Annotated in this window: 22 protein-coding genes; 14 read left to right on the plus strand and 8 right to left on the minus strand. The window is 64.6% G+C overall.

Annotated elements, in window-relative coordinates:
• Positions 1-144: 144 nt before the first annotated feature.
• On the minus strand, positions 145-1,041 hold the full coding sequence (locus PJE01S_RS16505) for a LysR family transcriptional regulator (RefSeq protein WP_068834736.1): 897 nt from the start codon (positions 1,039-1,041) through the stop codon (positions 145-147).
• A gap of 237 nt (positions 1,042-1,278) precedes the next feature.
• Between PJE01S_RS16505 and PJE01S_RS16510 the strand changes: the two genes are divergently transcribed.
• The 12 genes from PJE01S_RS16510 to PJE01S_RS16555 all read left to right on the plus strand — a co-directional run bounded on the left by PJE01S_RS16510 (position 1,279) and on the right by PJE01S_RS16555 (position 11,376).
• Positions 1,279-1,917, plus strand: coding sequence for an NAD(P)H-dependent oxidoreductase (locus tag PJE01S_RS16510; protein WP_068834737.1), 639 nt, complete (start codon positions 1,279-1,281; stop codon positions 1,915-1,917).
• 23 nt (positions 1,918-1,940) lie between these two features.
• The gene (locus tag PJE01S_RS16515) at positions 1,941-2,318 is read left to right on the plus strand and encodes a DUF1330 domain-containing protein (protein WP_218017527.1); all 378 of its coding nucleotides are present in this window, start codon (positions 1,941-1,943) and stop codon (positions 2,316-2,318) included.
• 88 nt (positions 2,319-2,406) lie between these two features.
• Positions 2,407-2,826, plus strand: a complete 420-nt coding sequence (locus PJE01S_RS24595; protein ID WP_174548552.1) for an ester cyclase — start codon at positions 2,407-2,409, stop codon at positions 2,824-2,826.
• Positions 2,768-3,190, plus strand: a complete 423-nt coding sequence (locus tag PJE01S_RS24600) for an aldo/keto reductase (RefSeq protein WP_084389600.1) — start codon at positions 2,768-2,770, stop codon at positions 3,188-3,190. Before PJE01S_RS24595 ends, PJE01S_RS24600 begins: the two co-directional genes overlap by 59 nt.
• A 144-nt stretch (positions 3,191-3,334) precedes the next feature.
• Positions 3,335-3,709: a c-type cytochrome gene (locus PJE01S_RS16525; RefSeq protein ID WP_157090366.1), complete on the plus strand. Its 375-nt coding sequence runs from the start codon at positions 3,335-3,337 to the stop codon at positions 3,707-3,709.
• 235 nt (positions 3,710-3,944) lie between these two features.
• Complete coding sequence (locus tag PJE01S_RS16530; protein ID WP_068834759.1) at positions 3,945-4,418, plus strand: (2Fe-2S)-binding protein; 474 nt, start codon at positions 3,945-3,947, stop codon at positions 4,416-4,418.
• 10 nt (positions 4,419-4,428) lie between these two features.
• Positions 4,429-6,675 (plus strand): xanthine dehydrogenase family protein molybdopterin-binding subunit, encoded by a 2,247-nt coding sequence (locus PJE01S_RS16535; RefSeq protein WP_068834740.1) that lies wholly within the window; start codon positions 4,429-4,431, stop codon positions 6,673-6,675.
• Between the two features lie 21 nt (positions 6,676-6,696).
• Positions 6,697-7,743 carry an XdhC family protein gene (locus PJE01S_RS16540; RefSeq protein WP_068834741.1) on the plus strand — a complete coding sequence of 349 codons (1,047 nt, stop codon included), beginning with the start codon at positions 6,697-6,699 and terminating at the stop codon, positions 7,741-7,743.
• A 579-nt stretch (positions 7,744-8,322) separates the two neighbouring features.
• On the plus strand, positions 8,323-8,793 hold the full coding sequence (locus tag PJE01S_RS24610) for a C40 family peptidase (RefSeq protein WP_157090370.1): 471 nt from the start codon (positions 8,323-8,325) through the stop codon (positions 8,791-8,793).
• Positions 8,794-9,056: 263 nt separating this feature from the next.
• Positions 9,057-9,659: a DUF1326 domain-containing protein gene (locus PJE01S_RS16545; RefSeq protein ID WP_068834742.1), complete on the plus strand. Its 603-nt coding sequence runs from the start codon at positions 9,057-9,059 to the stop codon at positions 9,657-9,659.
• A gap of 12 nt (positions 9,660-9,671) precedes the next feature.
• Positions 9,672-10,502: a DUF2182 domain-containing protein gene (locus PJE01S_RS16550; RefSeq protein ID WP_068834743.1), complete on the plus strand. Its 831-nt coding sequence runs from the start codon at positions 9,672-9,674 to the stop codon at positions 10,500-10,502.
• Entirely contained in the window at positions 10,495-11,376 is an 882-nt protein-coding gene (locus PJE01S_RS16555) for a DMT family transporter (RefSeq protein ID WP_068834744.1), read from the plus strand. Before PJE01S_RS16550 ends, PJE01S_RS16555 begins: the two co-directional genes overlap by 8 nt.
• 126 nt (positions 11,377-11,502) lie before the next feature.
• Here the strand turns inward: PJE01S_RS16555 and PJE01S_RS16560 are convergent, their stop codons facing one another.
• From PJE01S_RS16560 to PJE01S_RS16580, 5 genes are all read right to left on the minus strand, one after another.
• On the minus strand, positions 11,503-12,135 hold the full coding sequence (locus PJE01S_RS16560; RefSeq protein ID WP_068834745.1) for a class I SAM-dependent methyltransferase: 633 nt from the start codon (positions 12,133-12,135) through the stop codon (positions 11,503-11,505).
• 66 nt (positions 12,136-12,201) lie between these two features.
• Positions 12,202-13,722, minus strand: coding sequence for an amidase (locus PJE01S_RS16565; protein ID WP_084389603.1), 1,521 nt, complete (start codon positions 13,720-13,722; stop codon positions 12,202-12,204).
• Between the two features lie 2 nt (positions 13,723-13,724).
• On the minus strand, positions 13,725-14,705 hold the full coding sequence (locus PJE01S_RS16570; RefSeq protein ID WP_068834747.1) for a Bug family tripartite tricarboxylate transporter substrate binding protein: 981 nt from the start codon (positions 14,703-14,705) through the stop codon (positions 13,725-13,727).
• 29 nt (positions 14,706-14,734) lie between these two features.
• On the minus strand, positions 14,735-16,057 hold the full coding sequence (locus PJE01S_RS16575; protein ID WP_068834748.1) for an aspartate aminotransferase family protein: 1,323 nt from the start codon (positions 16,055-16,057) through the stop codon (positions 14,735-14,737).
• 22 nt (positions 16,058-16,079) lie between these two features.
• The gene (locus PJE01S_RS16580; protein WP_068834749.1) at positions 16,080-17,207 is read right to left on the minus strand and encodes an NAD(P)/FAD-dependent oxidoreductase; all 1,128 of its coding nucleotides are present in this window, start codon (positions 17,205-17,207) and stop codon (positions 16,080-16,082) included.
• A gap of 77 nt (positions 17,208-17,284) precedes the next feature.
• Here PJE01S_RS16580 and PJE01S_RS16585 point away from each other — a divergent pair, with 77 nt between their 5' ends.
• Complete coding sequence (locus PJE01S_RS16585) at positions 17,285-17,893, plus strand: helix-turn-helix domain-containing protein (protein ID WP_068834750.1); 609 nt, start codon at positions 17,285-17,287, stop codon at positions 17,891-17,893.
• An 8-nt stretch (positions 17,894-17,901) separates the two neighbouring features.
• On the opposite strand, the gene xdhB is transcribed toward PJE01S_RS16585, so the two are convergent.
• A complete protein-coding gene (gene xdhB, locus PJE01S_RS16590) occupies positions 17,902-20,292 on the minus strand; it encodes a xanthine dehydrogenase molybdopterin binding subunit (protein ID WP_084389604.1) in 2,391 nt (796 codons plus the stop codon).
• A complete protein-coding gene (gene xdhA, locus PJE01S_RS16595) occupies positions 20,289-21,776 on the minus strand; it encodes a xanthine dehydrogenase small subunit (protein WP_068834751.1) in 1,488 nt (495 codons plus the stop codon). Before xdhA ends, xdhB begins: the two co-directional genes overlap by 4 nt.
• Positions 21,777-21,857: 81 nt before the next feature.
• Between xdhA and PJE01S_RS16600 the strand changes: the two genes are divergently transcribed.
• The coding region (locus PJE01S_RS16600; RefSeq protein WP_157090367.1) for a helix-turn-helix domain-containing protein at positions 21,858-22,041 on the plus strand (184 nt) is incomplete at its 3' end.

Genomic DNA, 22,041 nt, shown 5'->3' on the forward strand with positions numbered 1-22,041 from the left:
CTAAGGCGCACACTGCGGAATCAAAGCGGCGGCCGGAGGAGGCGTCAGACCCCCCAAGCCGCGTCCGCGGGTGTTACGGCTCGAGCCTGCCCATAGACGTCGCTGGCGAGCGAGCAGGTTTTAACACGTGTAGAGACACCTCACTCAAGACGTGTGACGCCTGGTGTACTCAATCAGTGCCTTCAATTTCGTCGGCTGATCGTGCCTGCTGGGGTAGTACAGGTAAAAGCCGGGAAACGTCGGTGAGAACGAGGTCAATACCCGCTTGAGCCGCTTGGCCCGGATATGGGGCAGTGCCAGCTGCTCGAAGGTGTAGGCCAAGCCGACGCCCTCAAGTGCGGCGTCCACGCTGAACAGCGTGTCGCTGATGGTCAGGCTCCCCTTGACCTCGTACTCCACCAGACGGTCATTCACCTGGAATTCCCATTTGTAGATCGCCCCCGTGGCTGCAAAGCGGAAGCGCACGCAGTTGTGCCGCACCAGCTCATCCGGATGGCGCGGCGCAGGAAAGCGCCGCAGGTATTCGGGTGAAGCAACCACCGCGACGGTGACCGGCCCGCCCAAGGGGACGGCCACCATGTCCCGGTGGACGCTCTCGCCCATGCGGACACCGGCATCGAAACCTTTCTCGACGATGTCCACGAAGCCCTCATCGTTGGTGAGCTCGAGCTGGACATGGGGATTCTCCTGGAGGAAGCCGGCCAGCAGCGGGCGCAGAACCATCGCGGTGGAAATCCTTGCGGCATTGAGCCGCAAGGTGCCGGCGGGCCGTCCCTGGAGGACGTTCAGTTCCTCCCCCGCCTCGACCACCTGGCCAAGGGCCGGGCCGATCCGTGCGAGGTAGGCCTCGCCGGCTTCCGTCAGGCTCACGCTGCGTGTCGTCCGATTCAACAGCCGCACGCCCAGGCGGGCCTCCAGCTGCCGGATGGCCTGGCTGAGGGCGGAGGGCGAGACCTCCAGTTCCGCCGCAGCCGCAGTGAACCCGCGGTGCTCCGCCACCTTCCAGAACGCCATCAATCCGTCCATCTGATTCAGTTTCATACCTTGAAGCATACCTTCACAAGGCATGCAGCATTAGGGTATTTTTCTTTCTTATGGTGATCCCTAAACTTCGGCCATTGCACAAGGAATGCTTGGTGAGCAAGCCACCAGATGCGATTGCGATGTTCATGCCGGGCAGTGCAGCTCGCCAGCGTGATATGCGCGTACATGCGGAGCCGTGTCATTCGGTTGACGGCTCATTCTGAATAGGGTCGTTAACTACTCATAGGAGCAGAAATGAAGAAAGTTTTACTGATCAACGCACACCAGTTCCATGAGGGAATTTCGTCCGGCGGCCTCAACAGGACCGTGGTGGGCGTCATCCAGGAAGAAATGGAAAAGCGCGGATACGAATTCCAGCAAACCGACATCGAAAAGGGTTTTGACATTGGGGATGAGGTGGAGAAGCACCTGTGGGCCGATCTCATCATCTTGCAATCTCCGGTTTACTGGTTTGGCATGCCGTGGATCTACAAGAAATACGTGGATGAGGTGTTTACCGCCGGCATGATGCAGGGGAGCTTTATCACAGGTGATGGCCGCACCCGCGAAGACCCCACCAAGCAGTACGGCACGGGCGGCTTGCTGCAGGGCAAGCAATACATGATTTCATTGACGTGGAACGCCCCAGCGCAAGCATTCGGCGACGCACGCCAAAATCTATTTGAGGGCAAAACCGTTGATGATGTCTTCGTCACCAACACCGCCAACTACAAGTTCTGTGGCGTAGAAATTCTGCCCTCATTCTCTTGCCATGACGTGATGAAGCAAGCCGATGTTGAAGGCGACATTGTGAGACTTCGTGCGCATCTGCAACAGGCATTCAAAAGTCACTCCACCCACTCTACCCAGCAACTTGAGGAAAACGTAGCATAAAAAAAATCATCGCCCAAAGCCTTTTGGCGACCGCCTTCGTACTTGCCGCAACCGGACATGCGCAAGCACAGAATGCCACACCCGCTCCAGCGCCCACAGTGCAACCGCATGGCTACATGGTGATCAGCTATGACATCAAAGACCAAGCCATGTTTCAAAAATACATGGACGCGGCGGGTTCGCTGGCTGCGAATTACAACGGCAAGGTGACCATATTCAACATGAAGGTCAAAGGCGCGGAAGGTAAGCCTCGGTCCGTCTTTGGCATGGTTGAGTTTCCAAACCTTGCGGATGCCCAGCGCTTTTATAACTCGCCCGAATACACCGCAGCGCGCAAATTCCGCATCGCGGCGACCAAGGGCACCAGCACAGTCATTCTGACGGAAGGCTTGCCACAGTAGTTATCAAAAACATGGGGCGTTTTAATACGCCCATGCGCAAATACCAAGAGCACTTAAACCGCCATAAACATCAATAAAGAACATTACTGTGACTACAGAAGCCAATAAAGTTACGATGCATCGCTTTGTAGAGTTTATTAATACCGCCAATGAAAAATTAGCGGAAGAACTCATCTCGATAGATGCCATATTTCATGTGCCGGGACAACCAGAACCAATGCGAGGCCCAGTTGGGTATTTAACAATCATTGGAATGATGCGAGCAGGCTTTCCTGATATTCAGTGGGTTCTTGACGAATTGGTGGTTGAAGGAGAAAAAGTAGCTGCCCGCTTCACTATGCGCGGCACGCATCAAGGAACGTTCTTCGGTGTCCCACCCTCTGGAAGAAAAATTGTCGTACAGGCCATGAACTTTTATCGTCTCTCTGACGGTAAGTTTGTTGAAGAGCATGGCCAGCCTGATATGTTGGGTTTGCTACAGCAAATCGGCGCGGTGCCATCGCATTGAGCATGCAAGTTCTGCCCAATCTACCACGTGGGTGCGACCCTGGCCCCGTTACCGTAACACCGTTCCACGGTTTGCACCAGAGACCCGCAAGGCGAACCGGGTGCTGGTGGATCTGGTCGGCGGGATTGCGTCGCAGAAGCGGGCAACGCCTGCACAGATCGCGCTCACCTGGCTTCTGGCCCAAAAAACCTGGATCGTTCCAATTCCCGGGACGACGAAGCTGCATCGCTTGAAAGAGAACGTCGGGGCCACTGACGTGGAACTGTCCCCGGAGGAGCTTCGCGAAATCAACGATGCCGTCTCGAACATCACCGTGCAAGGTGGCCGGTACGCAAAAGACCGACAGCAACTCGTCAATCGCTGACCCGTTGTTTCAAGGCGTCTTTGAACCGGGCATTGACTGCGACCGAAGGCGGCAGCTGGTCTCCAGCTCCCGCTCGAAGAGCTGCGCGAAATCGACGAAACAGTGTCTGCTGAACCCCACAACCCTATCGAGGATGAAACAGAAATGACCGAAGAATCGAAACAGAAACGCAGCACTCCTCCCACCACAGCTGTTCTGCGCTCCTTGGCGACCGCTCTGCTTGCAACGCTGGCTGCCTGTGTGAGCGTCTGGCCGGTCTGCGCATCGGCCAGCCAGGCACTGGCGCAAAAGTACACATGCGTCGCATGCCACCAGCCCGCCGTCAAAGTGGTCGGCCCTTCCTGGAAAGATATCGGAGCAAGATACGGCGGGGGAAAAGGAACCGCCGCGCAGCTGGTGGCAAGCATCAAGTCGGGCAGCTCGGGAAAGTGGGGGCCGATGCCTATGCCGGCGCAGGCCCAGGTTCCCGATGCTGATCTGCAGTCGCTGGCGCAATGGGTGCTCGACGGCGCCAAGTGATCTCGGGAGAAACATCCCTCCTTCCACAAACGCACTCAATCTGGTCACTTGATCGGGTTTCTATATTGAAGCAACCCTTCACAAGTCATTAATTATTTGGCGCTTTTTCTTTCTAACGCTCACCCCTACAGTTCATCCGCCAGATAAGGAGTTCTGACACATGAGCAAAGTCTGGCTCACACAGGCACAGGGCACAGGCAGCGTTACAGAACTCACCCACGGAGAACTGACCACCATGAACACGCTCAACGTTAACGGCCGTGACCACAGGGTCGACGCCGACCCCGGCACCCCCATCCTCTGGGCCCTGCGCGACACGCTGGGCATGACCGGCACCAAGTTCGGTTGCGGGGCTGCGCTGTGCGGCGCCTGCACCGTGCATCTGGACGGCCAGGCCATCCGCTCCTGCATCACGCCCATCTCCGCCGCCGAAGGAAAGACAATTACCACCATCGAATCAGCGACCGATGGCAGTGACCGTGTCGGGACAGCCGTACACGCAGCCTGGGTCAAGCACGACGTGGCGCAGTGCGGCTACTGTCAGAGTGGCCAGGTCATGAGCGCCACCGCCTTCCTGAAGTCGCTGCCGCGCGGCAAGCAGCCTAGCGCTACCGAGATCGACACCGCCATGGCCGGCAATATCTGCCGCTGTGGTACCTACGCCCGCATTCGCGCCGCGGTGGCCGATGCCGCCAAAGCCCTCGCCTGAAGGAGCCGTCATGTTGCCCCATACCGACTACCGCGAACTGCCGCGCGCCCTGCAGCACCTGCTGGCCCGGGGCCAATCCGACCCAAGCGCCACGCTGCCGCGCCGCAGCTTCCTGAAGCTGGCTGGTGCCAGCGGCCTGGCGCTCGGCGCCTTTCCTCACCTGGCAACGGCGCAGGCCAACGGTGGCGGGCAGGCGGCCAGCGCCCTCAAGCCGACGCAGCAGCCGTCGGCCTTCGTGCAGATTGCCCCGAATGGCGAGGTCACCGTGACCATCAACCGGCTGGAGTTTGGCCAGGGTGTGCAGACCGGCTTGCCGATGATCCTGGCCGAGGAGCTGGATGCGGACTGGAGCCTGGTCCGCAGCCGCAACGGCTCGAGCGACCCCGCCTACCTCGACCCGCTCTTTGGCATTCACCTGACCGGCGGCTCCAACTCGATCAAGAACAGCTTCACGCAGTACCGCGAACTGGGCGCCCGCGCCCGGGCCATGTTGCTGGCCGCTGCGGCTGCGCGCTGGAACGTGGACGTGACCACGCTGCGCACGCAGGCCGGCCAGGTGCTCGCGCCTGACGGACGCAAACTCGGCTACGGTGAACTGGCCGAGGCCGCCATGGCCCTGCCGGTGCCCGAAAAGGTGACCCTGAAGGACCCCAAGAATTTCCGCATCATCGGCCGCCCCACTACGCGCCTGGACGCGCGCGCCAAGAGCAGCGGGCGTCAGGACTTCGGCATCGACGTTCGCCTGCCCGGCCAGCTCACCGCCCTGGTGGCCCGTCCGCCAGTGTTTGGCGCCAAGCTCTCCGCTGTGGACGACAGCGCGGCGCGCGCCATCAAGGGCGTGAAGGCTGTGTTGCGCGTGCCGCTGGACCGCGGCGGCGAAGGCGTAGCCGTGGTGGCCGACGGCTACTGGCAGGCCAAGCAGGGGCGCGACGCGCTGAAGCTGCAGTGGGACACAGCCGCCGCAGAGAAGGTAGACAGCGAACGGCAACTGGTCCAGTATCGCGAACTGGCCGCACGGCCCGGCCCGCGCCACTTCGACGCCGACATGGGGCCGCTCGCGAACGCACCCCGGCAACTGGAAGCGGAGTTCGTGTTCCCCTACCTGGCCCACGCGCCGATGGAGCCGCTCAACTGCACCGTTGTGCTGACCGAAGGGCGTGCCGAGCTGTGGACCGGCTCCCAGTGCCCCGGTCTGGACAGCGCCGCGGTCGCCCGCGTGCTGGGCCTCAAGCCCGAGCAGGTGAGGGTGAATGTGCAGATGGCCGGCGGTGGCTTTGGCCGGCGTTTCTCGGCCACGAGCGACTTCGTGGTCGAGGCCTGCGAGGTCGCCAAGGCCGCACGTGCTGCCGGCCTGAACCTGCCGGTGCGCACGCTGTGGAGCCGTGAGGACGATATCAAGGGCGGCTACTACCGCCCCATGCATGTGCACACTGCACGCATCGCCTTCGACGAACGCGGCAAGGTGTTGGCCTGGGACCACGTCATCGTCGGCCAGTCCGTCACCTCGGGCTCGGTGTTCGAGGGTTTCCAGGTGAAAAACGGCATCGACGCCACAGCCACGGAGGGCATGCGGGACCCCTACCCGTTGCCGATGCGGCTCACCGTTCACCACCCCAAGCTCAACGTGCCGGTGTTGTGGTGGCGCAGCGTGGGTTCCACCCACACCGCCTTCGTGATGGAGACCCTGATCGACGAGATCGCCCGCGCCACGAAGCAGGACCCGGTGGCCTACCGCATGCAGCTGTGGGGCGACAAGCACCCGCGCCACCGCGCCGCGCTGCAACTGGCGGTGGACAAGAGCGGCTACGGCAAGAGGCGCTTGCCCGCCGGCCGCGCCTGGGGCGTGGCGGTGCACGAGTCCTTCGAATCCGTGGTGGCCTACGTGGTGGAAGCTTCGGTGCGGGAAGGCAAACCCGTGCTGCACCGGGTCACTTCCGGCGTGCACTGCAACCTGGCTGTGAACCCGCGCAGCGTGGAAGCGCAGGTGCAGGGCGCGGCGGTCATGGGCCTGTCGATGTGCCTGCCAGGTTCGGCCATCACACTCAAGGATGGCGTGGTTGAACAGAGCAACTTTGGCGACTTCACGGTGGCCCGCATCACCGACATGCCGGCGTTCGATGTCCACATCGTGCCCAGCGCCGAGCCGCCCAAGGGCATGGGCGAACCGGGTCTGCCGCCGCTGGCACCCGCATTCGCCAACGCCATCGCGCAACTGACCGGCAAGCGGCTGCGCCAACTGCCGTTCAACCTGGCCTGAACCCAGAAGGACACCGGCACCATGGAAGATCTCGACACCCTGGTCCTGCGCACCGCGCTGAGCTGGCAGGCGGCGGGCCTGTCGGTGGTGCTCGTCACCGTCGCGCGGACCTGGGGTTCCTCGCCCCGGCCGCCCGGCTCGCTCATGGCCATCAATGGCAGGGGCGAGACCGTCGGCTCGGTGTCGGGCGGCTGCATCGAGGATGACCTGATCCACTGCATCCGCGAAGGCGGCGTGCGGGCGGTCTGCGCCACGCCCACGCCTGCCGTGCTGCGCTACGGCATCTCGGCCGATGAAGCTCACCGCTTCGGCCTGCCCTGTGGCGGCTCGGTCGAGCTCGTGCTGGAGCCGGTGTCGGGCCACAGCCGGCTGGATGAATTGCTGCTGGCCTGCCAGCAGCGGCGCAGTACCGAGCGGTTGCTGGACCTGCGCACGGGCCGGGTGGCACTGCACGAAGGCCGGCGCGACGGCGTGCCCCGGCTGGACGACCGCCACCTCACCACCTACCTGGGTCCGAAGGCACGCCTCATCGTGATCGGTGCCGGCGATCTGTCGCGCTACCTGTGCCAGATGGCGCTGAGCCTGGGCTTCGAGGTGATCGTCTGCGACCCGCGCGAGGAGCACGGCGTCAGCTGGAGTCTGGATGGCGTGGTGCTGAGCCGCGAGATGCCGGATGACCTGATCATGCGACTACAGCCGGATGCCCGTACCGCCGTCGTGGCCCTGACGCACGACCCGAAACTCGATGACCTGGCACTGATCGACGCATTGCAGTCCGACGCGTTCTACGTCGGCGCCATCGGCTCGCGTCGCAACACCGCTCAGCGTCGGGAGCGGCTGCGCGAGCACTTCGATCTCTCAGAACCCGCGCTGCAGGCCCTGCATGGACCGGCAGGCCTGTACATCGGCAGCAAGACGCCGGCCGAGATCGCACTGTCGATCATGGCGGAAGTGGTGGCCGCGAAGAATGGCATTCAGTCGAGCGCGTCGGCGCAGGTCGCGGCCGGCAAGTCGCACCATGAAGTGCCAGGACTTGAGGCTGTTGCCACGGCCGGTTGTGCGGTCTGACCCTGAGCGACCGCTTTCGGACGGATCCGCGGGTGCCGGGGCCATCGGAATCGCGGCCGCATTGCTGACCAAAACCTGTAGCCTTGAGTGACCGGTCTGGACCAGGCCGTTTCGATATTCGACAGTCAGGAGTCAGTCTGAAGTAGACCTGCGATTGGATACCGAACCGGCCGGTTCTGACCGTATTCTGCCGGAGCCGTTCGGGCCCAGAGCGCAAGACTGAGGTAACTGGCGATGCCGCTAGGATGCGGCATGGATGAACTGAAAAATCTTGAAGCACTTGGCTTGGTTTTACCCAGCCCGGCCTACATCGCCGGCGCCATCTTGTTCGGTATCGTTGGATATGTCTCGTTTAGGCGGGGTCGGAAAACATCACGTCCTGCGCTTACCTGGATAGGCGTAGCCTTGATGGCGTACCCATACGCAGTCCCGCAGACGTGGTTGCTCTGGGCCGTTGGCGCAGCGTTTAGCTGTTGGGTTTATGCCAAATGGAACTGACCAACGCTATATTTTTTGATTGCGAACGGTCAAGATAATGACATGGACACTTGCAAAAAGCTCGCGGCTGCTTACGGTGCGATGACGCTTTTTCTCGCTTTGGGTGGATGCAACACCACGCCATCCTTTCTTGGGGACGATGCCTCCAGGGAAACGTCGGTAGTGTCATCGAGCATCTCGTCAGGGCAGGCCAACGACATAACGATCTATGCTGTCGGCCTCGTCGGAACGCCATATCGCTATGGGGGCAATACGCCAGAGTCGGGTTTTGACTGCAGTGGACTGATTGGCCACGTGTACCAAACGAGAGTGGGGGTTGCGCCACCTCGAACCGTGTCAAGGCTGCAATATTGGGGGCAGACGGTTTCGAGTGACCACATTCGCTCGGGTGATTTGGTCCTTTTTGCACAAGGCGACGTAGTTACCCATGCTGGCATCTATGTCGGAGGTGGCCGTTTTGTGCACGCGCCGTCCACTGGCGGAGAAGTCAGGCTTGACCAACTGAATTCAAAATATTGGTCGTCCCAGCAAGTGACGTTTCGACGGCCTTAAGGTCGGCCGAGGCAGGAGCGGATGTTGCTAATCTGCTTTACTCGAAGGCGACGGGGCGACGGTCCGCTTTCGACATGGCCCAGCGACTGCAAAGAGTCCTTTCGACACCCAGGTTGATTGACTCAACGTCCTCGCATGACGGCTTGCCTGGCCGTCATCGAACTTGATTTGGTTCACCACGCGGCGTAGAATTTTGTCTTCCTTGCCGCAGCGATCCGCGGCGACAAGTCCGTGTTCGTGTGGCTTCTTTAACGGAGGTTCGTATGAGCTATCACCTGGAAGGTCGCCTGCTCGAGGTCTGCAACTGCGACGTCCTGTGCCCCTGCTGGATTGGCGAGGACCCGGACAACGGCACCTGCGACACCATTGTCGCGTGGCGCATAGACAAGGGAACGGTCGACGGCGTCGACGTCGGCGGTAACACCATCGCGGCCGTGGCCCATGTGCCCGGCAATATCCTGGAAGGCAACTGGAGGGCCGCGATCTTTGTCGACGACCAGGCCTCCAAGGCGCAGGAAGAGGCGCTGCTCAAGGTCTACACCGGCCAGGCCGGTGGACCGGTCGCCGATCTCGCCAAGCTGATCGGCGAGGTCGTGTCGGTGGAGCGGGCGCCGATCCGCTTCACCGTCGAGGAAGGCAAGGGCCAGCTCGAGATCGGAAAAAACTACTATGCCGAACTCGAGCCCTATCGTGGTGCGATGGGGGGGCTGACCACGCTCTCCGATACCGTGTTCTCGACGGTGCCGGGGGCGCCGGTGTTTGTTGGCAAGGCCCCGACCTATCGGTCCAGGAACGCCGCCCTCGGCATCGACCTTGACATCAAAAACCACAACGCCCTGCAGAGCACCTTCGTCTTCGACGCATGAGGCGGTGCACCCATGAGCGTTACCGCGGGCGCCACGCCGGCGCGGACATCGCCGGCCGGCGCCGCTCGTCACCGCCGCGTGTTCATCCCGGTCCTGGCCGCGCTGATTGCGCTCGCGTGGGTGGCCTTGTGGGCGTGGGCGCGCAGCCCGTACGGGCGCTATCTCGAACATGATGACTGGACCGCGTCGGGACCGGCGGCGTTTCTGTGCCGTGTCGTTCCCGCCGGCGATGTGGTCGTGCCCATGGCGCTCTACGCCGCCGCGTGGATACTCATGACGGCGGCCATGATGCTGCCGACCACCTTGCCGTTGTTCAATACCTTCGACCGGTTGACGGCCCACCGCCCGGACCACGGGCGCCTCCTCATGCTGCTCGGCCTGGGCTACATGACGGTGTGGGGCGCCTTCGGGCTGCTGGCGCATGCACTTCACAGCGCAGTGCTGACCCTGCTCGCCAGCGTCCCCGCACTGGCCTGGCATGGCTGGCTGATCGGCACCGCGACCATTGCCCTGGCCGGCGCCTTTCAGTTCAGCAGGCTCAAGTACCGGTGCCTGGAAAAGTGCCGCACGCCCTTGAGCTTCGTGATCGGGCACTGGCGTGGCGAGCGCCAGGCTCGGCATGCGTTCGCGCTTGGCGCGCACCACGGCCTGTTTTGCGTTGGCTGCTGCTGGGCGCTGATGCTGTTGATGTTCGCGCTCGGCACCGGCAGCCTTGGCTGGATGCTCCTGCTCGCGGCCGTGATGGCCATTGAAAAGAACGTTCGCTGGGGCCAGCGTCTCAGCACGCCGCTCGGTGTCGCGCTACTGTCCTGGGCCGTCATCCTGGTGGCGACCCATGCCTGAAGCGGGCGATGGCCGGCTCACCCTGAAGACGGCCGTCCTCACCGCGGTGGCGATGCTCGCCTTCGCGGCCAATTCACTGTTGTGCCGGCTCGCGTTGCAGCAAGGGAGCATCGATCCGGCCAGCTTCGCCAGCATCAGACTGGTTTCCGGAGCGATCACGCTCGCCGTCATCGTGCGATTCCGGTCGCAACGGTCCTCGCCCGGCCATGCCGACTGGCTCGCGGCGGCCATGCTGTTTGCTTATGTCGCGTTCTTCTCCTTCGCGTATCTCACCTTGCCCGCGGGCACGGGCGCGTTGATTCTGTTCGGCGCTGTTCAGTTGACGATGTTCAGCGTCGGCCTGCACTCGGGCGAGCGGTTCGGGCTCATCGCATGGTTCGGTCTCGCCCTGGCTGTCGCGGGGCTCGTCTACCTGGTGTCGCCGGGTGTCGCTGCGCCGCCGCTCCTCGGCGCGGCATTGATGGCGATCGCAGGCGTGGCGTGGGGGGTGTACTCGCTGCGCGGCCGCGGCCTGCCCGACCCGCTGGTCGCCACGGCGGGCAACTTCGTGCGGGCGGCGCCGCTCGCCCTCGTGCTGAGCCTGCTTTTCGTTGCCAACGCTCACGCGGATGCGGCCGGGGTCACCCTGGCCATTGCCTCTGGCGCACTCACGTCCGGTCTCGGATATGTCATCTGGTATGCCGCGCTGAACAAGCTTTCCGCCATGCGAGCCGCCACGGTGCAGTTGTCGGTGCCGCTGATCGCCGCATTTGGCGGAGTGGTGTTCCTGTCGGAAGCGATCACACCACGCCTGGCGGCTGCCTCCGTGGCAATCCTGGGTGGCATTGCGTTGGTGCTGACCCGCAGGCAGGAGAAACCGAAACCGCGCCCGTAGTGCCCATCGCGAATCTGGCGCACCGTGTTCCCGATCACGCATGGTGGACCATGCCGACCGCTTGCACTCCATTGCGACTGAGACAGACTTGAATAGAAGCGGCGTACGAAGTGACCGCCCGGCCATTCAGACCGTCGGCCTGCGCCACACGCTGGCCAGCCAGGGCTGCTGTTCGAAGGGCAGGCCGGCGGGGCGGTAGTAGTGCGTCAGTTCGACGAATCCTGCAGCCAGCAGGTAGTTGCGCCAAGTCTGCCAATCATGGAAGGCGCCGTAGCGCTCGCCGCTCCAGCCCTCCCGGCCGTCGCCCCTGGGGTTGGAGCTGAAGAGTACGCCGCCCGGCTTGAGGGTGGCATGCAGTTGCTTGAGCACCTGCGGCAAGGCCTGGCAGGGGACATGGAACAGTGCGGCGTTGGCGAACACGCCGTCGAAGTGCCCGTCAGGCAAATCGAGTTCGAGGAAGTTCTGCTGCAGCACTTCGCAGCCACTGTAGGCGCGCGCCATGGTGGCCAGCCGCGCGGCACCCTCAAGGCCGGTGGGGTGGTGTCCGAGTTCCTTGAAGGTCTTGAGATCGCGTCCTGGCCCGCAGCCGAAGTCGAGCAGCTCGAACGGCGGGCTTGCCTCGATATATTGCAGCAGCGCGGCGATGTTCTGGCTGACGTCATGATCGCGCGTGCCCTGCCAGAACTCATCGGCGTGATGCTCATAATGCGCCAGCGTCAGTGCGGCGATGCGTTTGAGAGCTTCGGGGGTCAGGGTCATAGCTTCTCATGCTATTCGATTTGTTGAAAGGCAGCTCACTCGCTGCCTTTCTGCCCAACATATTGGCTAAACAGCCGTCATGCCGTCGCCGGAGTCTCTGAAACCGTCTGCCTCAGGCGGATGCGTGACGATGGACTTGAGCTCGGGCCGCGCGGTGCGCAGCGCATCCATGTCTGGCTTCGGGCGGCGCAGCGCCGGCGTGGCTTCAAACGCCTGCTCCAGCGCCTGGGCCGCCGCCATCAACTGCGCGTCGCCGCGCAGGCGCCCGATGACCTGCAGGCCAAACGGCATGCCGTGTTCGTCGCTGCCGCAGGGCAGCGACAGGGCCGGGTTGGTGGCCAGCGTCACCACATAGGTCAGGCCCAGCCAGTGGTAATAGTTGCGCATGGCCTGGCCGTCGATGTTGCCGGCGTACAGCTCGGTCCAGGGGAAGGGCGTGACCGGCGTTGTCGGCGCGAGGATCAGGTCGTATTGCTCGAACGCCCTGGCAAACTGGCGCGCAATGCGGGTCTGCTCCAGGTGGGCCCAGGCCCGGTCCGCCAGGGTGATGGCCGCCGCGATGTCCATGTTGGCGCGCACATTCGGGCCCAGCGTCTCGGGCTCCTTGCGCCAGGTGTCGGCAAACGCGGCAACAAAGCTTTCCGCACGCAGGATGTCAAAGGCGCGGTCGGCGTCACCCAGCTGCAGGTCCACCGGCTCGCAGCTCGCCACCAGCGGCCGGATTGCTTCGACGCGCTGGCGGAACACCCTGCGTATTTCCGGGTCGACGATGCACAGGCCGAAGTCTTCCGTCGTGCCGACGCGCAGGGTCGAGAGATCGACCTCCTTGAGCGGCCACAGCGTCGACGCCTCCACCGGGTAGGACAGCGGATCCCGCGCGTCGGGGCCCACGCTGGCGGCAAACATCAGCGCGGTGTCAAGCACGTTGCGCCCCATCGGCCCCAGCACCGAAATGACGGACCAGCCCAGCGGCCGCGCATCATTGGCCACCAGGCCGGGCGAGGGGCGCAGGCCCACCACGCCGCACAGCGCCGCCGGAATGCGCAGCGAGCCGCCGGTGTCCGAACCGGTGCACAGCGGCAGCATGTCGGTGGCCAGCGCCGCCGCCGAGCCGCCCGAGGAACCACCGGCATTGAGCGCGGGGTTGAACGGGTTGCCGGTGGCGCCCCAGACCGGGTTGCGCGTGTTGGCGCCCGCGCCCATGTCGGGCACATTGGTCTTGGCGGTGATGATGGCGCCCGCCGCGCGCAGCCGGGCCACCAGCGCGTTGTCGGCGCTGGGCACGTTGCCGCGCAGCCGCACATTGCCATAGGTGGTGAGCAGGCCGGCCGTGTCCTGCAGGTCTTTCACCCCCAGCGGCAGGCCATGCAGCGGGCCCAGCGGCTCGCCGCGCATCACCTGCGCCTCGGCTTGGCGTGCGGCCTCGCGGGCACGGGTGAAGTCGGTGGCGCAAATCGCGTTGATGGCGGGGTTGATACTTTCAATGCGGGCGATGCAGGCGTCCAGCAGTTCCACCGGCGAGATCTGGCGGCTGCCGATCAGGCGGCGCAGTTCAACGGCGGATTTTTCGGGCAGGGTCTGGTCCATGTTCAATCCATTCTGATTTGCGCACGTTCGGCAATGCCGCGCATGCGGGTGATCTCGGCCGAGACCATGACTGGCCAGTCTGCGATGGCGTGGTAGCCGGGCTCGAAGCCGGCGGCCTTCATCTTGTTCTGGGTGTCGGGGCTGGCCATCAGGGTTGCCAGTGCCTTGTCGAGCCGGGCCTTGACGTCCGGTTGCAGGCCGTGCGGCGTTACCAGCGCCAGCCAGGCATTCATCTCGAAGCCGGGATAGCCCGCTTCGGCCACCGTGGGAACGTCGGGCAGCAGGGCCGAGCGTTTTGCTGTCGTCACCGCCAGCACCTTGATCTTGCCGCTCTTGAGCTGCGACATGGCGGCCACCACGGTATCGAACGACAAGGGAATCTGCCCGCCTATCAGGTCTGTCATCAGCGGCGCGCTGCCCTTGTACGGCACATGCATCATCTTCAGGCCGGTGGCGGCGTTGAACATGGCCCCGGCAAAGTTGGAGGAGGTGCCGTTGCCGAAGCTGCCATAGACGAACTTGTCCGGGTTGGCTTTTGCGGCAGCCACCAGCTGCGGCACGCTGGTGGCGGCGACCGACGAATTGGCCAGCAGCGCCAGCGCCACCGTGCCGACCATGCCAATGGGCTCAAAGCCCTTGACCGGGTCGTAGGAAAGCTTGGCCTGCAGCGCCGGATTGAGCGTGAACGTGGAGTTGGAGCTGATGAGCAGGGTGTAGCCGTCGGGTTTGGCGTTGGCGACGGCAGCCGCTCCGATGGCTGTGCCGGCGCCAGGCTTGTTGTCCACGATCACCGGCCGGCCCAGCTGCTCTTCGAGCTTCCCGGCCAGAATGCGCGCCAGCACGTCGGCCGCGCCGCCGGCCGGGTAGGGTGCGACCAGCGTGACGGGCCGCTCGGGGTAGCCCGCCGCGCAGGCGAGTCCGGCGAAGAGGAGGCTGCTGGCAATCAGTGTGCGGCGCAGCAGCTTGAAGGGTTTGTTTTGCATGATGACCTTAGTGGATGAAAGTTTGGACTTCAGCGCGCGGCAGGCAGCAGCGGCCTGCGCGCAGCGACCACGGCGTCCAGCGCGGTCACGAATTCATCGGCCTGGGTTTCGCCGAACGGCAGCGACAACGCCACCAGCCCGCGCCGCGCCAGAAAGATGCCGCGCTCCAGCAGGTCGAAAAACAGCAGTGCCTTGATGCGGTCGTCGGTGCCGGCCAGGTCGGCCGCGTTGCGCAGGGGACGGTCGGTGGCATGCAGTTGCATCACCGAGCCCAGGCCGGTGAACTGCAGCCCTACCGCGTGCCGTGTGAACACGCCATTGAGCCGTTCGCGCAGGCGCTCGCCGCGTTGGTTCAGCGCGTCGAGGGCAGCCGGTGTCAGCACCTGCGTCAGGCCGGCCAGGCCGGCGGCCATGGTCAGCGCGTTGTTGTTGAAGGTGCCGGCATGGCCCAGCGCGTCGGGCCGGCGCGGGTCAAAGCGCGACATCACATCCGCCCGGCCACCGAACGCGCCGAAGGACAGGCCGCCGCCGAAGTACTTGCCCAGCGTGGTGAGGTCAGGTTTCAAACCCAGCAGCGCCTGACGGCCGCCGCCAGACAGGCGCGAAGTCATGACTTCATCGAGGATCAGCAAGGCGCCGCATTCGTCGGCCAGTGCGCGCAGGCCATGCAAAAAGGCGGGCGCTGCGGGGATGCAGCCGCCCGCGCCCAGCATGGGCTCGATCAGGATCGCCGCCAGTTGCGGGCCATGTGCCTGAACCAGCGCGCGCACCGCGTCCAGGTCGTTGTAGGGCGCGACCACGAAGTCGTGCGGCACGTTCACCGGCGAGCCGCCGCCGCCAAACGACAGCACGCCGCCGTGGTAGGCGCCATTGAACACCAGCACCTTGCGCCGGCCGGTGTGCGCGGTGGCGGCTGCCAGCGCCATCAGGTTGGCCTCGGTGCCCGAGTTGGTGAAGCGCAAGAGCGCCATGCCGGGAAAGCGGCGCTGGATCTCATGCGCCAGCGCAGCCTCGCGCGCCGTGTGCGAGGACAGGCTCAGGCCGTCCTGCAGCGCGGCCACGATGGCTTGCTGGATCACCGGATTCGAGTGGCCATAAATGCCCGCCGTGAACTCGCCCAGCGCATCCAGGTAGCGGTGGCCGTCCGCATCCCACAGGTGGCAGCCCTCGCCGCGCGCCATGTAGAGCGGGAACGGCGAGTAGAACAGCACACTGCGGGTATTGCCCGCGGGCAGCACGTCGGCGGCTTCGTTGAGCAGCCGTTCGCTGGCGGGGTTGCGCGCCCGGTAGCGGGCGGTGGCTTCGACCAAAGCCGGGTCAAGCTCAGTGAGGGGTATGGCGCGCTGGTTCATGGCCGTGATTTCCTGATGTCGATTAACGCAAGCGCGCCGGTGACAGCGCGGCAGCTTCAACGCCGCACTGGGTCAGCTCGGCTGGCAAGGCCACATCACGCAGCAGGGCATCTGCCAGCGCGCTGGCGCCGGCCGCGCTCTGGATGCCGTAGCCGCCCTGGGCTGCCAGCCAGAAAAAGCCGGGGCAGGCGCCATCCCAGCCGATCACCATCTCGCCGTCGGGCACAAATGAGCGCAGCCCGGCCCAGGTGCTGGTGGGGCGGCGAATGGTCAGGGTCGAGACGCTTTCGATCTGGTAAATGCCCATGGCAATGTCCAGTTCCTCGGGCACGACATCATGCGCCACGGTGGGGTCGGCATTGGCCGGTGAGCCCAGCAGCTGGCCGGCGTCGGGTTTGAAGTAATAGCTTTCGTCCATGCCGACGACGGCCGGCCAGCCGGAGGTGTCCATGCCCTCGGGTGCCTTGAAGGTAAAGGCGCTGCGCCGGTGCGGCACCAGCCCGATGGGCGCGGCGCCAAACAGGGCCGCAAGCTCGTCGGCCCAGGCGCCGGCGGCATTGACCACGGCGCGTGCACGCAGCGCCTGGCCATCGGCAAACTGCAGCGCCCAGCCCTGTCCGTCATGCCTGGCCTGGGTCAGCAGAGCGCTGGTGCGCAGCTCGCCGCCCTGTTGCCGGAAGCCGCGCAGAAAGCCCTGGTGCAGCGCATGCACGTCGATGTCCTGGGCGCCGGGGTCGTACAGGGCGCCGTGCACCATTTCGGGCCGCAGGCAGGGCACGCGCTCCAAGGTGGCGCGGGCGTCCAGCACTTCAAGGTCGGGGCAGCCCGTGGCCAGTTCGGCGCGGGTTTGCGCCATCAGTGCTTCCTGCCCGGGCGTGGCGAGGTACAGCGCCCCCCGGGGCTGCATGAGCGGCGCGGTGGCAAAGCCTTGGGGCGGCTGTTCGTAAAAGGCCCGGCTGGCGCGGGTCAGCGCCCGCACGGCCGGCGGGCCGTAGCTTTCCATGAACATGGCGGCCGAGCGGCCGGTGGAGTGGTAGCCGGGCTGGGCCTCGCGTTCGAGCAGCAGCACGCCACGCTGCCCGGCCAGGCGCCAGGCCAGGGACGCGCCGGCGATGCCGGCGCCAAAGATCACAATGTCATATTCTCGCATTTGAGAATTCTCACATGCGAGAATCATGCCTGTCCAGTGCCATCCGTCTATTTTCAGCCTGACCAAGGGAAAACACCATGTCTGCACGCAATGCCCGCATCCACGCCGCCGCACCCGAGGCTGACCGGGTGCAGCTTGGCCTCAGGCTGCGTGAACACCGCAAGGCGCGGCAATTGACGCTCAAGGCGCTGTCCGCGCGTTCCGGCGTGGCGCTGTCCACGCTGTCCAAAATGGAACTGGGCCAGACCTCGGTCGGCTATGAAAAGGTCGCCGCAGCAGCGCGGGCGCTGTCGCTGGATGTGGGCCAGCTGTTTGACGGGCGGGCCCCGGCGCCGGCAGGTGCGGCTGCACCGTCGGTGGTATGGTCCCCGGTCGGCGCGGGACCGGCCTATAGTTCGGGCAACTACGACTACCGCATGCTGGCAACTGACTTCCCGGGCAAGCGCATGACGCCGCTGCATGGCCGCATCGTGGCGCGCGAGCGGGGCCAGTTTCCCGACTTCATCCATCATCCGGGCCAGGAGTTCGTGATGGTGTTGTCAGGCCGGGTACGCATCGAGTTCGAGACCGGCGAAATCATCGAAGTCGGGCGCCACGAGTCGGCGTATTTCGACAGCGGCATCGGTCACATCTATGTCTCGCTGGGCCGCACCGATGCGCAGGTGCTGGTGGTAATGAGCGAGTAGTGGGTGGCTCAGGCCCTGAGGCTGTTGAGCACATTCTCGGCTGTCGCCGGCGCGGTCAGCCGCACCCCCTTCTTGCCGCCACGAGCCGAAGCAATCGCATCCCGCAAGGCCTCGTAGACGCTGATGGCCAGCATCAGCGGCGGCTCACCCACGGCCTTGCTGCCGAACACGTTGTCTTCGCGATTCGGTTCGGGCCACAGCTCAATCTTGAAGTGTTCGGGAACGTCGCCGGTCGCCGGAATCTTGTAGGTGCTCGGGGCATGCGTGGTCAGCAGGCCCTTGTCATTCCACACCAGCTGCTCGGTGGTGAGCCAGCCCATGCCCTGCACAAAGCCGCCCTCGATCTGCCCGATGTCGATGGCCGGGTTGATGCTGGTGCCCACGTCATGCAGGATGTCGACCTTCAGCACGCGGCTCTCGCCGGTCAAGGTGTCGATGGCGACTTCCGTGCACGCCGCACCGTAGGCAAAGTAGTAAAACGGCCGGCCGGTCAGTGTGGCTTTGTCGTAGTGGATTTTGGGCGTGCGGTAAAAGCCGTCGCTCCACAACTGGATGCGGTTGGCATGGGCCAGCTTGACGACCTCGGTAAACGGCCGGGCGCTGCCGGGGGTGAGCACCTCACCGCCCGCAAAGCGCACGGCGCCCGCATCGCAGCCGTCCAGCCCGGCCACAAACTGCGCCAGGTTGTCGCGCACATTGCGGGCCGCGTACTGCGCCGCGCGGGCATTGAGGTCGGTGCCGGCCGAGGCCGCTGTGGCCGAGGCGTTGGGAATCTTGCCGGTGTCGCTGGCCGTGGCCAGCACCTGTTCAAACGCCACGCCGAGTTCGTCGGCCACGATTTGCGCCACCTTGGTGTTCAGCCCCTGGCCCATCTCGGTGCCGCCGTGGTTCACCTGCACGCTGCCGTCGGTGTAGACATGGACCAGCGCGCCGGCCTGGTTGAACAGCGTGGCGGTGAAGGAGATGCCGAACTTCACCGGCGTGAGGGCCATGCCGCGCTTGATGACGGGGCTGCCGGCGTTCCAAGCCGAAATGGCCTCTCGCCGGCGCCGATATTGCGCAGTCAGCTCCAGTTTTGATAGCAATTGGTCGAGGATGTTGTCTTCGACCTTCATCTGGTAATGGGTGACATTGCGCTTCTCGATGCCGTACAGGTTGCGCCTGCGTACGTCCAGCGGGTCCAGGCCGAGCTGGCGCGCGATGTCGCCCAGAATGGTTTCGATGACGATCATGCCCTGCGGCCCGCCAAAGCCGCGGAAGGCGGTGTTGCTCTGCATGTGGGTCTTGCAGCGGTAGGACGCGATCTCGACGTCTTCGAGGAAGTAGGCGTTGTCGGCATGAAACACCGCGCGGTCCGCCACCGGGCCGGACAGGTCGGCGCTGAAACCGCAGTTGACGGCCATCATGAGCTTCAGGCCGGTGATGCGGCCCCCGTCGTCAAAGCCCACGGTGTAGTCGTAGGCAAAGGAGTGGCGCTTGCCGGTGATCATGAAGTCGTCGTCGCGGTCCAGGCGCAGCTTGACAGGGCGATGCAGCTTGTGCGCCGCGATGGCCGACCAGACGGCGAGGTGGCCGGCCTGTGTTTCCTTGCCGCCAAATCCTCCCCCCATGCGCCGGCACTCCACGCGCAACGCATGGTTGTCAATGCCCAGGGCGTGCGCCACCCAGTGCTGCACCTCGCCGGGGTGCTGGGTGCTGGAATAAACCAGCCACTGGTTTTGCTCCTGCGGCAGCACATAGGCCACCTGGCCTTCGAGGTAAAAATGTTCCTGGCCGCCGACTTCCAGCGTGCCGTGCATGACGTGCGCTGCGTTTTTCAGCGCCTGCGCAGCGTCGCCGCGCTTCACAAAAACCGGTGGCAGCACATAGCTTTGCGCCTGGAGGGCGTCGTGCACATCCAGGATGGCGGGCAGGGCTTCGATGTGGCAGACCACCTGGCGGGCGGCGCGGCGCGCCTGCATCACCGAGTCGGCCACCACCACGCCAATCACCTGGCCGATGTGCTGCACGGTGTCCTGTGCCAACACCGGTTCGTCATGCGCGAAATTCCCCAGCATGGGGTCGCCGGGAATGTCGCGCGCCAGGATCACAGCGCGCACCCCGGGCATGGCCAGCGCCGCCGCGGCATCCACGCCCAGCAGCCGGCCATGGGCCACGGTGGAGAGAATCGGCGCGGCATGCAGAGTGCCGCGGATTTCCGGGATGTCGTCCACATAGGTGGCCGTGCCCGCCACCTGGGCCCGCGCGCTCTCGTGGAATTTCGGGCGCCCTGCCACCTGGGGCGCCGGCCCGGCCGCCGGAGCTTTGCGTCGGGGCGTGGCGGCTCGCGCGTTCGCGGCCTTCACCTCCGGGTCGGCCACCGCGTCACGGCTGAGCGCAAGGTCTTTGGCGGCGTTCATGCTGTTTCCTCCAGCGTGAATGAGGCCAGGTTGATCTGCCGCATGCCCTGGCTTTCGAGCCAGTAGCGTTGCAGCAGGTTGCCCAGCACTTCAACCCGGTAGGCGGCGGAGGCGCGCATGTCCGAGATCGGCGAGAACTCGGCCCGCAGCGTGGCAATGGCCTGCTGCACGGTCGCCAGCGTCCACGGCTGGCCTTTCAGCGCGGCTTCGGTCTTGAGGGCGCGCACCGGCGTGGCGGCCACGCCGCCCGCACCCACGGAGGCGGTTTGAACCACGCCGTTTTCAATCTGCAGGTTCACGGCCAGGCAGACCGCGGAAATATCGTCGTCGTAGCGTTTGGAGATTTTGTAGACCCTGAAGTTTTCCAGCGCAGTCGGCTTCGGCACCTTGATCCAGGCCAGCACCTCGTCGGCCGCCATCACGTTTTTTCGGTAGCCGGTGTAGAGCTGCTCCAGCGGCATTTCACGGTGGCCACGAACACTCATCAGCACGACGTTGGCACCCAGCGCAATCAGCAGCGGCATGGAGTCGCCAATCGGCGAGCCGTTGGCCACATTGCCGCCCAGCGTGCCCGCGTTGCGCACCGGCAGGCCGGCAAAGCGCGCGGCAAAGTTGTGCAGCTGGGGCCGGTCTGCTTCCAGCGCCGCATAGGCATCGGCGAGCGGCACCGCCGCGCCAATGGCGAGGTGCTGCGGGTAGTTTTCGATGCGGCGTAACTCCTTCACCCGGGTGACGTCGAGCACCTGCTCAAACTGCTGGTGCAGCTTGGTCACCCACAGGCCCACGTCGGTGCAGCCGGCCACTAGCTGCGCGCCGGGGTGTGCGGCACGCGCCTTCAGCAGCCCGGCCAGCGTGCGCGGAGATTGGTAACTGAAATCGGCCTCCAGCCCAGAAGCGGTGGGCGCAAGCTGCTGCAGTTTTTGTAGCAATGCGGGTTCGTCCACGGCCACGGGCGGCAGCTCGCCCATCTTCTGCGCGGCATCCAGGATCGGCCGGTAGCCGGTACAGCGGCACAGGTTGCCCGAGAGTTCTTCCTGCGCCAGCGCGCGTGTAATGGGCTCGCCCTTGCTGACATGGTTCTGGTACATGCCGAAGAGGCTCATCACAAAGCCCGGGGTGCAAAAGCCGCATTGGGAGCCGTGGCACTGCACCATCGCCTCCTGTGCGGGATGCAATGGCCCATCGGCGGATGCAATGTCTTCCACCGTCCACAGCGCCATGCCGTCTATGGAATGGGCCAGCCGGATGCAGCTGTTGATGGCGCGGTAGCGGATCGCATCGCCTTCGGCTTCACCGAGCACCACGGTGCAGGCGCCGCAGTCGCCTTCGCCGCAGCCTTCCTTGGTGCCGGTGCAGGCGAGGTCCTCGCGCAGCACTTCCAGCAGCGTGCGGTCGGGTGGTACATTGCCCAGAGTTACAACTTCACCCCGCCTGACGAACTGGATGGTTTCGACAGGATTTTGGACAGCCGATGGGAGGGTCATGCGAGACATGCGTATGAGGGTAAAACAGCCAGGCCATGGCCGGCATACACCGGCGCATATCACCCCCATGGGTGAACAGGTATGACAGACCAGGCGCTTTTCGACAAGATAGACCTCCATCTCATCAGGGTCTTGAACACCGTGCTCACCGAACGCAGCGTATCACGCGCCGCCATCCGCCTGGGAATGTACCAACCCGCCGTCAGCGCGGCGCTCAAGCGCCTGCGCGGTCTCGCGGGTGATCCTATCCTGGTGCGTTCGGGCG

The sequence above is a fragment of the Polaromonas jejuensis NBRC 106434 genome, from assembly GCF_001598235.1.
In the GTDB taxonomy this organism is placed as follows: domain Bacteria; phylum Pseudomonadota; class Gammaproteobacteria; order Burkholderiales; family Burkholderiaceae_C; genus Polaromonas; species Polaromonas jejuensis.

Bases quoted from the DNA above. Each gene is read 5' to 3' on its own strand.
- PJE01S_RS16505 (WP_068834736.1), bottom strand. From the start codon at position 1,041: ATGAAACTGAATCAGATGGACGGATTGATGGCGTTCTGGAAGGTGGCG.
- PJE01S_RS16510 (WP_068834737.1), top strand. From the start codon at position 1,279: ATGAAGAAAGTTTTACTGATCAACGCACACCAGTTCCATGAGGGAATT.
- PJE01S_RS24600 (WP_084389600.1), top strand. From the start codon at position 2,768: ATGGCCAGCCTGATATGTTGGGTTTGCTACAGCAAATCGGCGCGGTGC.
- PJE01S_RS16525 (WP_157090366.1), top strand. From the start codon at position 3,335: ATGACCGAAGAATCGAAACAGAAACGCAGCACTCCTCCCACCACAGCT.
- PJE01S_RS16530 (WP_068834759.1), top strand. From the start codon at position 3,945: ATGAACACGCTCAACGTTAACGGCCGTGACCACAGGGTCGACGCCGAC.
- PJE01S_RS16535 (WP_068834740.1), top strand. From the start codon at position 4,429: ATGTTGCCCCATACCGACTACCGCGAACTGCCGCGCGCCCTGCAGCAC.
- PJE01S_RS16540 (WP_068834741.1), top strand. From the start codon at position 6,697: ATGGAAGATCTCGACACCCTGGTCCTGCGCACCGCGCTGAGCTGGCAG.
- PJE01S_RS24610 (WP_157090370.1), top strand. From the start codon at position 8,323: ATGACGCTTTTTCTCGCTTTGGGTGGATGCAACACCACGCCATCCTTT.
- PJE01S_RS16545 (WP_068834742.1), top strand. From the start codon at position 9,057: ATGAGCTATCACCTGGAAGGTCGCCTGCTCGAGGTCTGCAACTGCGAC.
- PJE01S_RS16550 (WP_068834743.1), top strand. From the start codon at position 9,672: ATGAGCGTTACCGCGGGCGCCACGCCGGCGCGGACATCGCCGGCCGGC.
- PJE01S_RS16555 (WP_068834744.1), top strand. From the start codon at position 10,495: ATGCCTGAAGCGGGCGATGGCCGGCTCACCCTGAAGACGGCCGTCCTC.
- PJE01S_RS16560 (WP_068834745.1), bottom strand. From the start codon at position 12,135: ATGACCCTGACCCCCGAAGCTCTCAAACGCATCGCCGCACTGACGCTG.
- PJE01S_RS16565 (WP_084389603.1), bottom strand. From the start codon at position 13,722: ATGGACCAGACCCTGCCCGAAAAATCCGCCGTTGAACTGCGCCGCCTG.
- PJE01S_RS16570 (WP_068834747.1), bottom strand. From the start codon at position 14,705: ATGCAAAACAAACCCTTCAAGCTGCTGCGCCGCACACTGATTGCCAGC.
- PJE01S_RS16575 (WP_068834748.1), bottom strand. From the start codon at position 16,057: ATGAACCAGCGCGCCATACCCCTCACTGAGCTTGACCCGGCTTTGGTC.
- PJE01S_RS16580 (WP_068834749.1), bottom strand. From the start codon at position 17,207: ATGCGAGAATATGACATTGTGATCTTTGGCGCCGGCATCGCCGGCGCG.
- PJE01S_RS16585 (WP_068834750.1), top strand. From the start codon at position 17,285: ATGTCTGCACGCAATGCCCGCATCCACGCCGCCGCACCCGAGGCTGAC.
- xdhB (WP_084389604.1), bottom strand. From the start codon at position 20,292: ATGAACGCCGCCAAAGACCTTGCGCTCAGCCGTGACGCGGTGGCCGAC.
- xdhA (WP_068834751.1), bottom strand. From the start codon at position 21,776: ATGACCCTCCCATCGGCTGTCCAAAATCCTGTCGAAACCATCCAGTTC.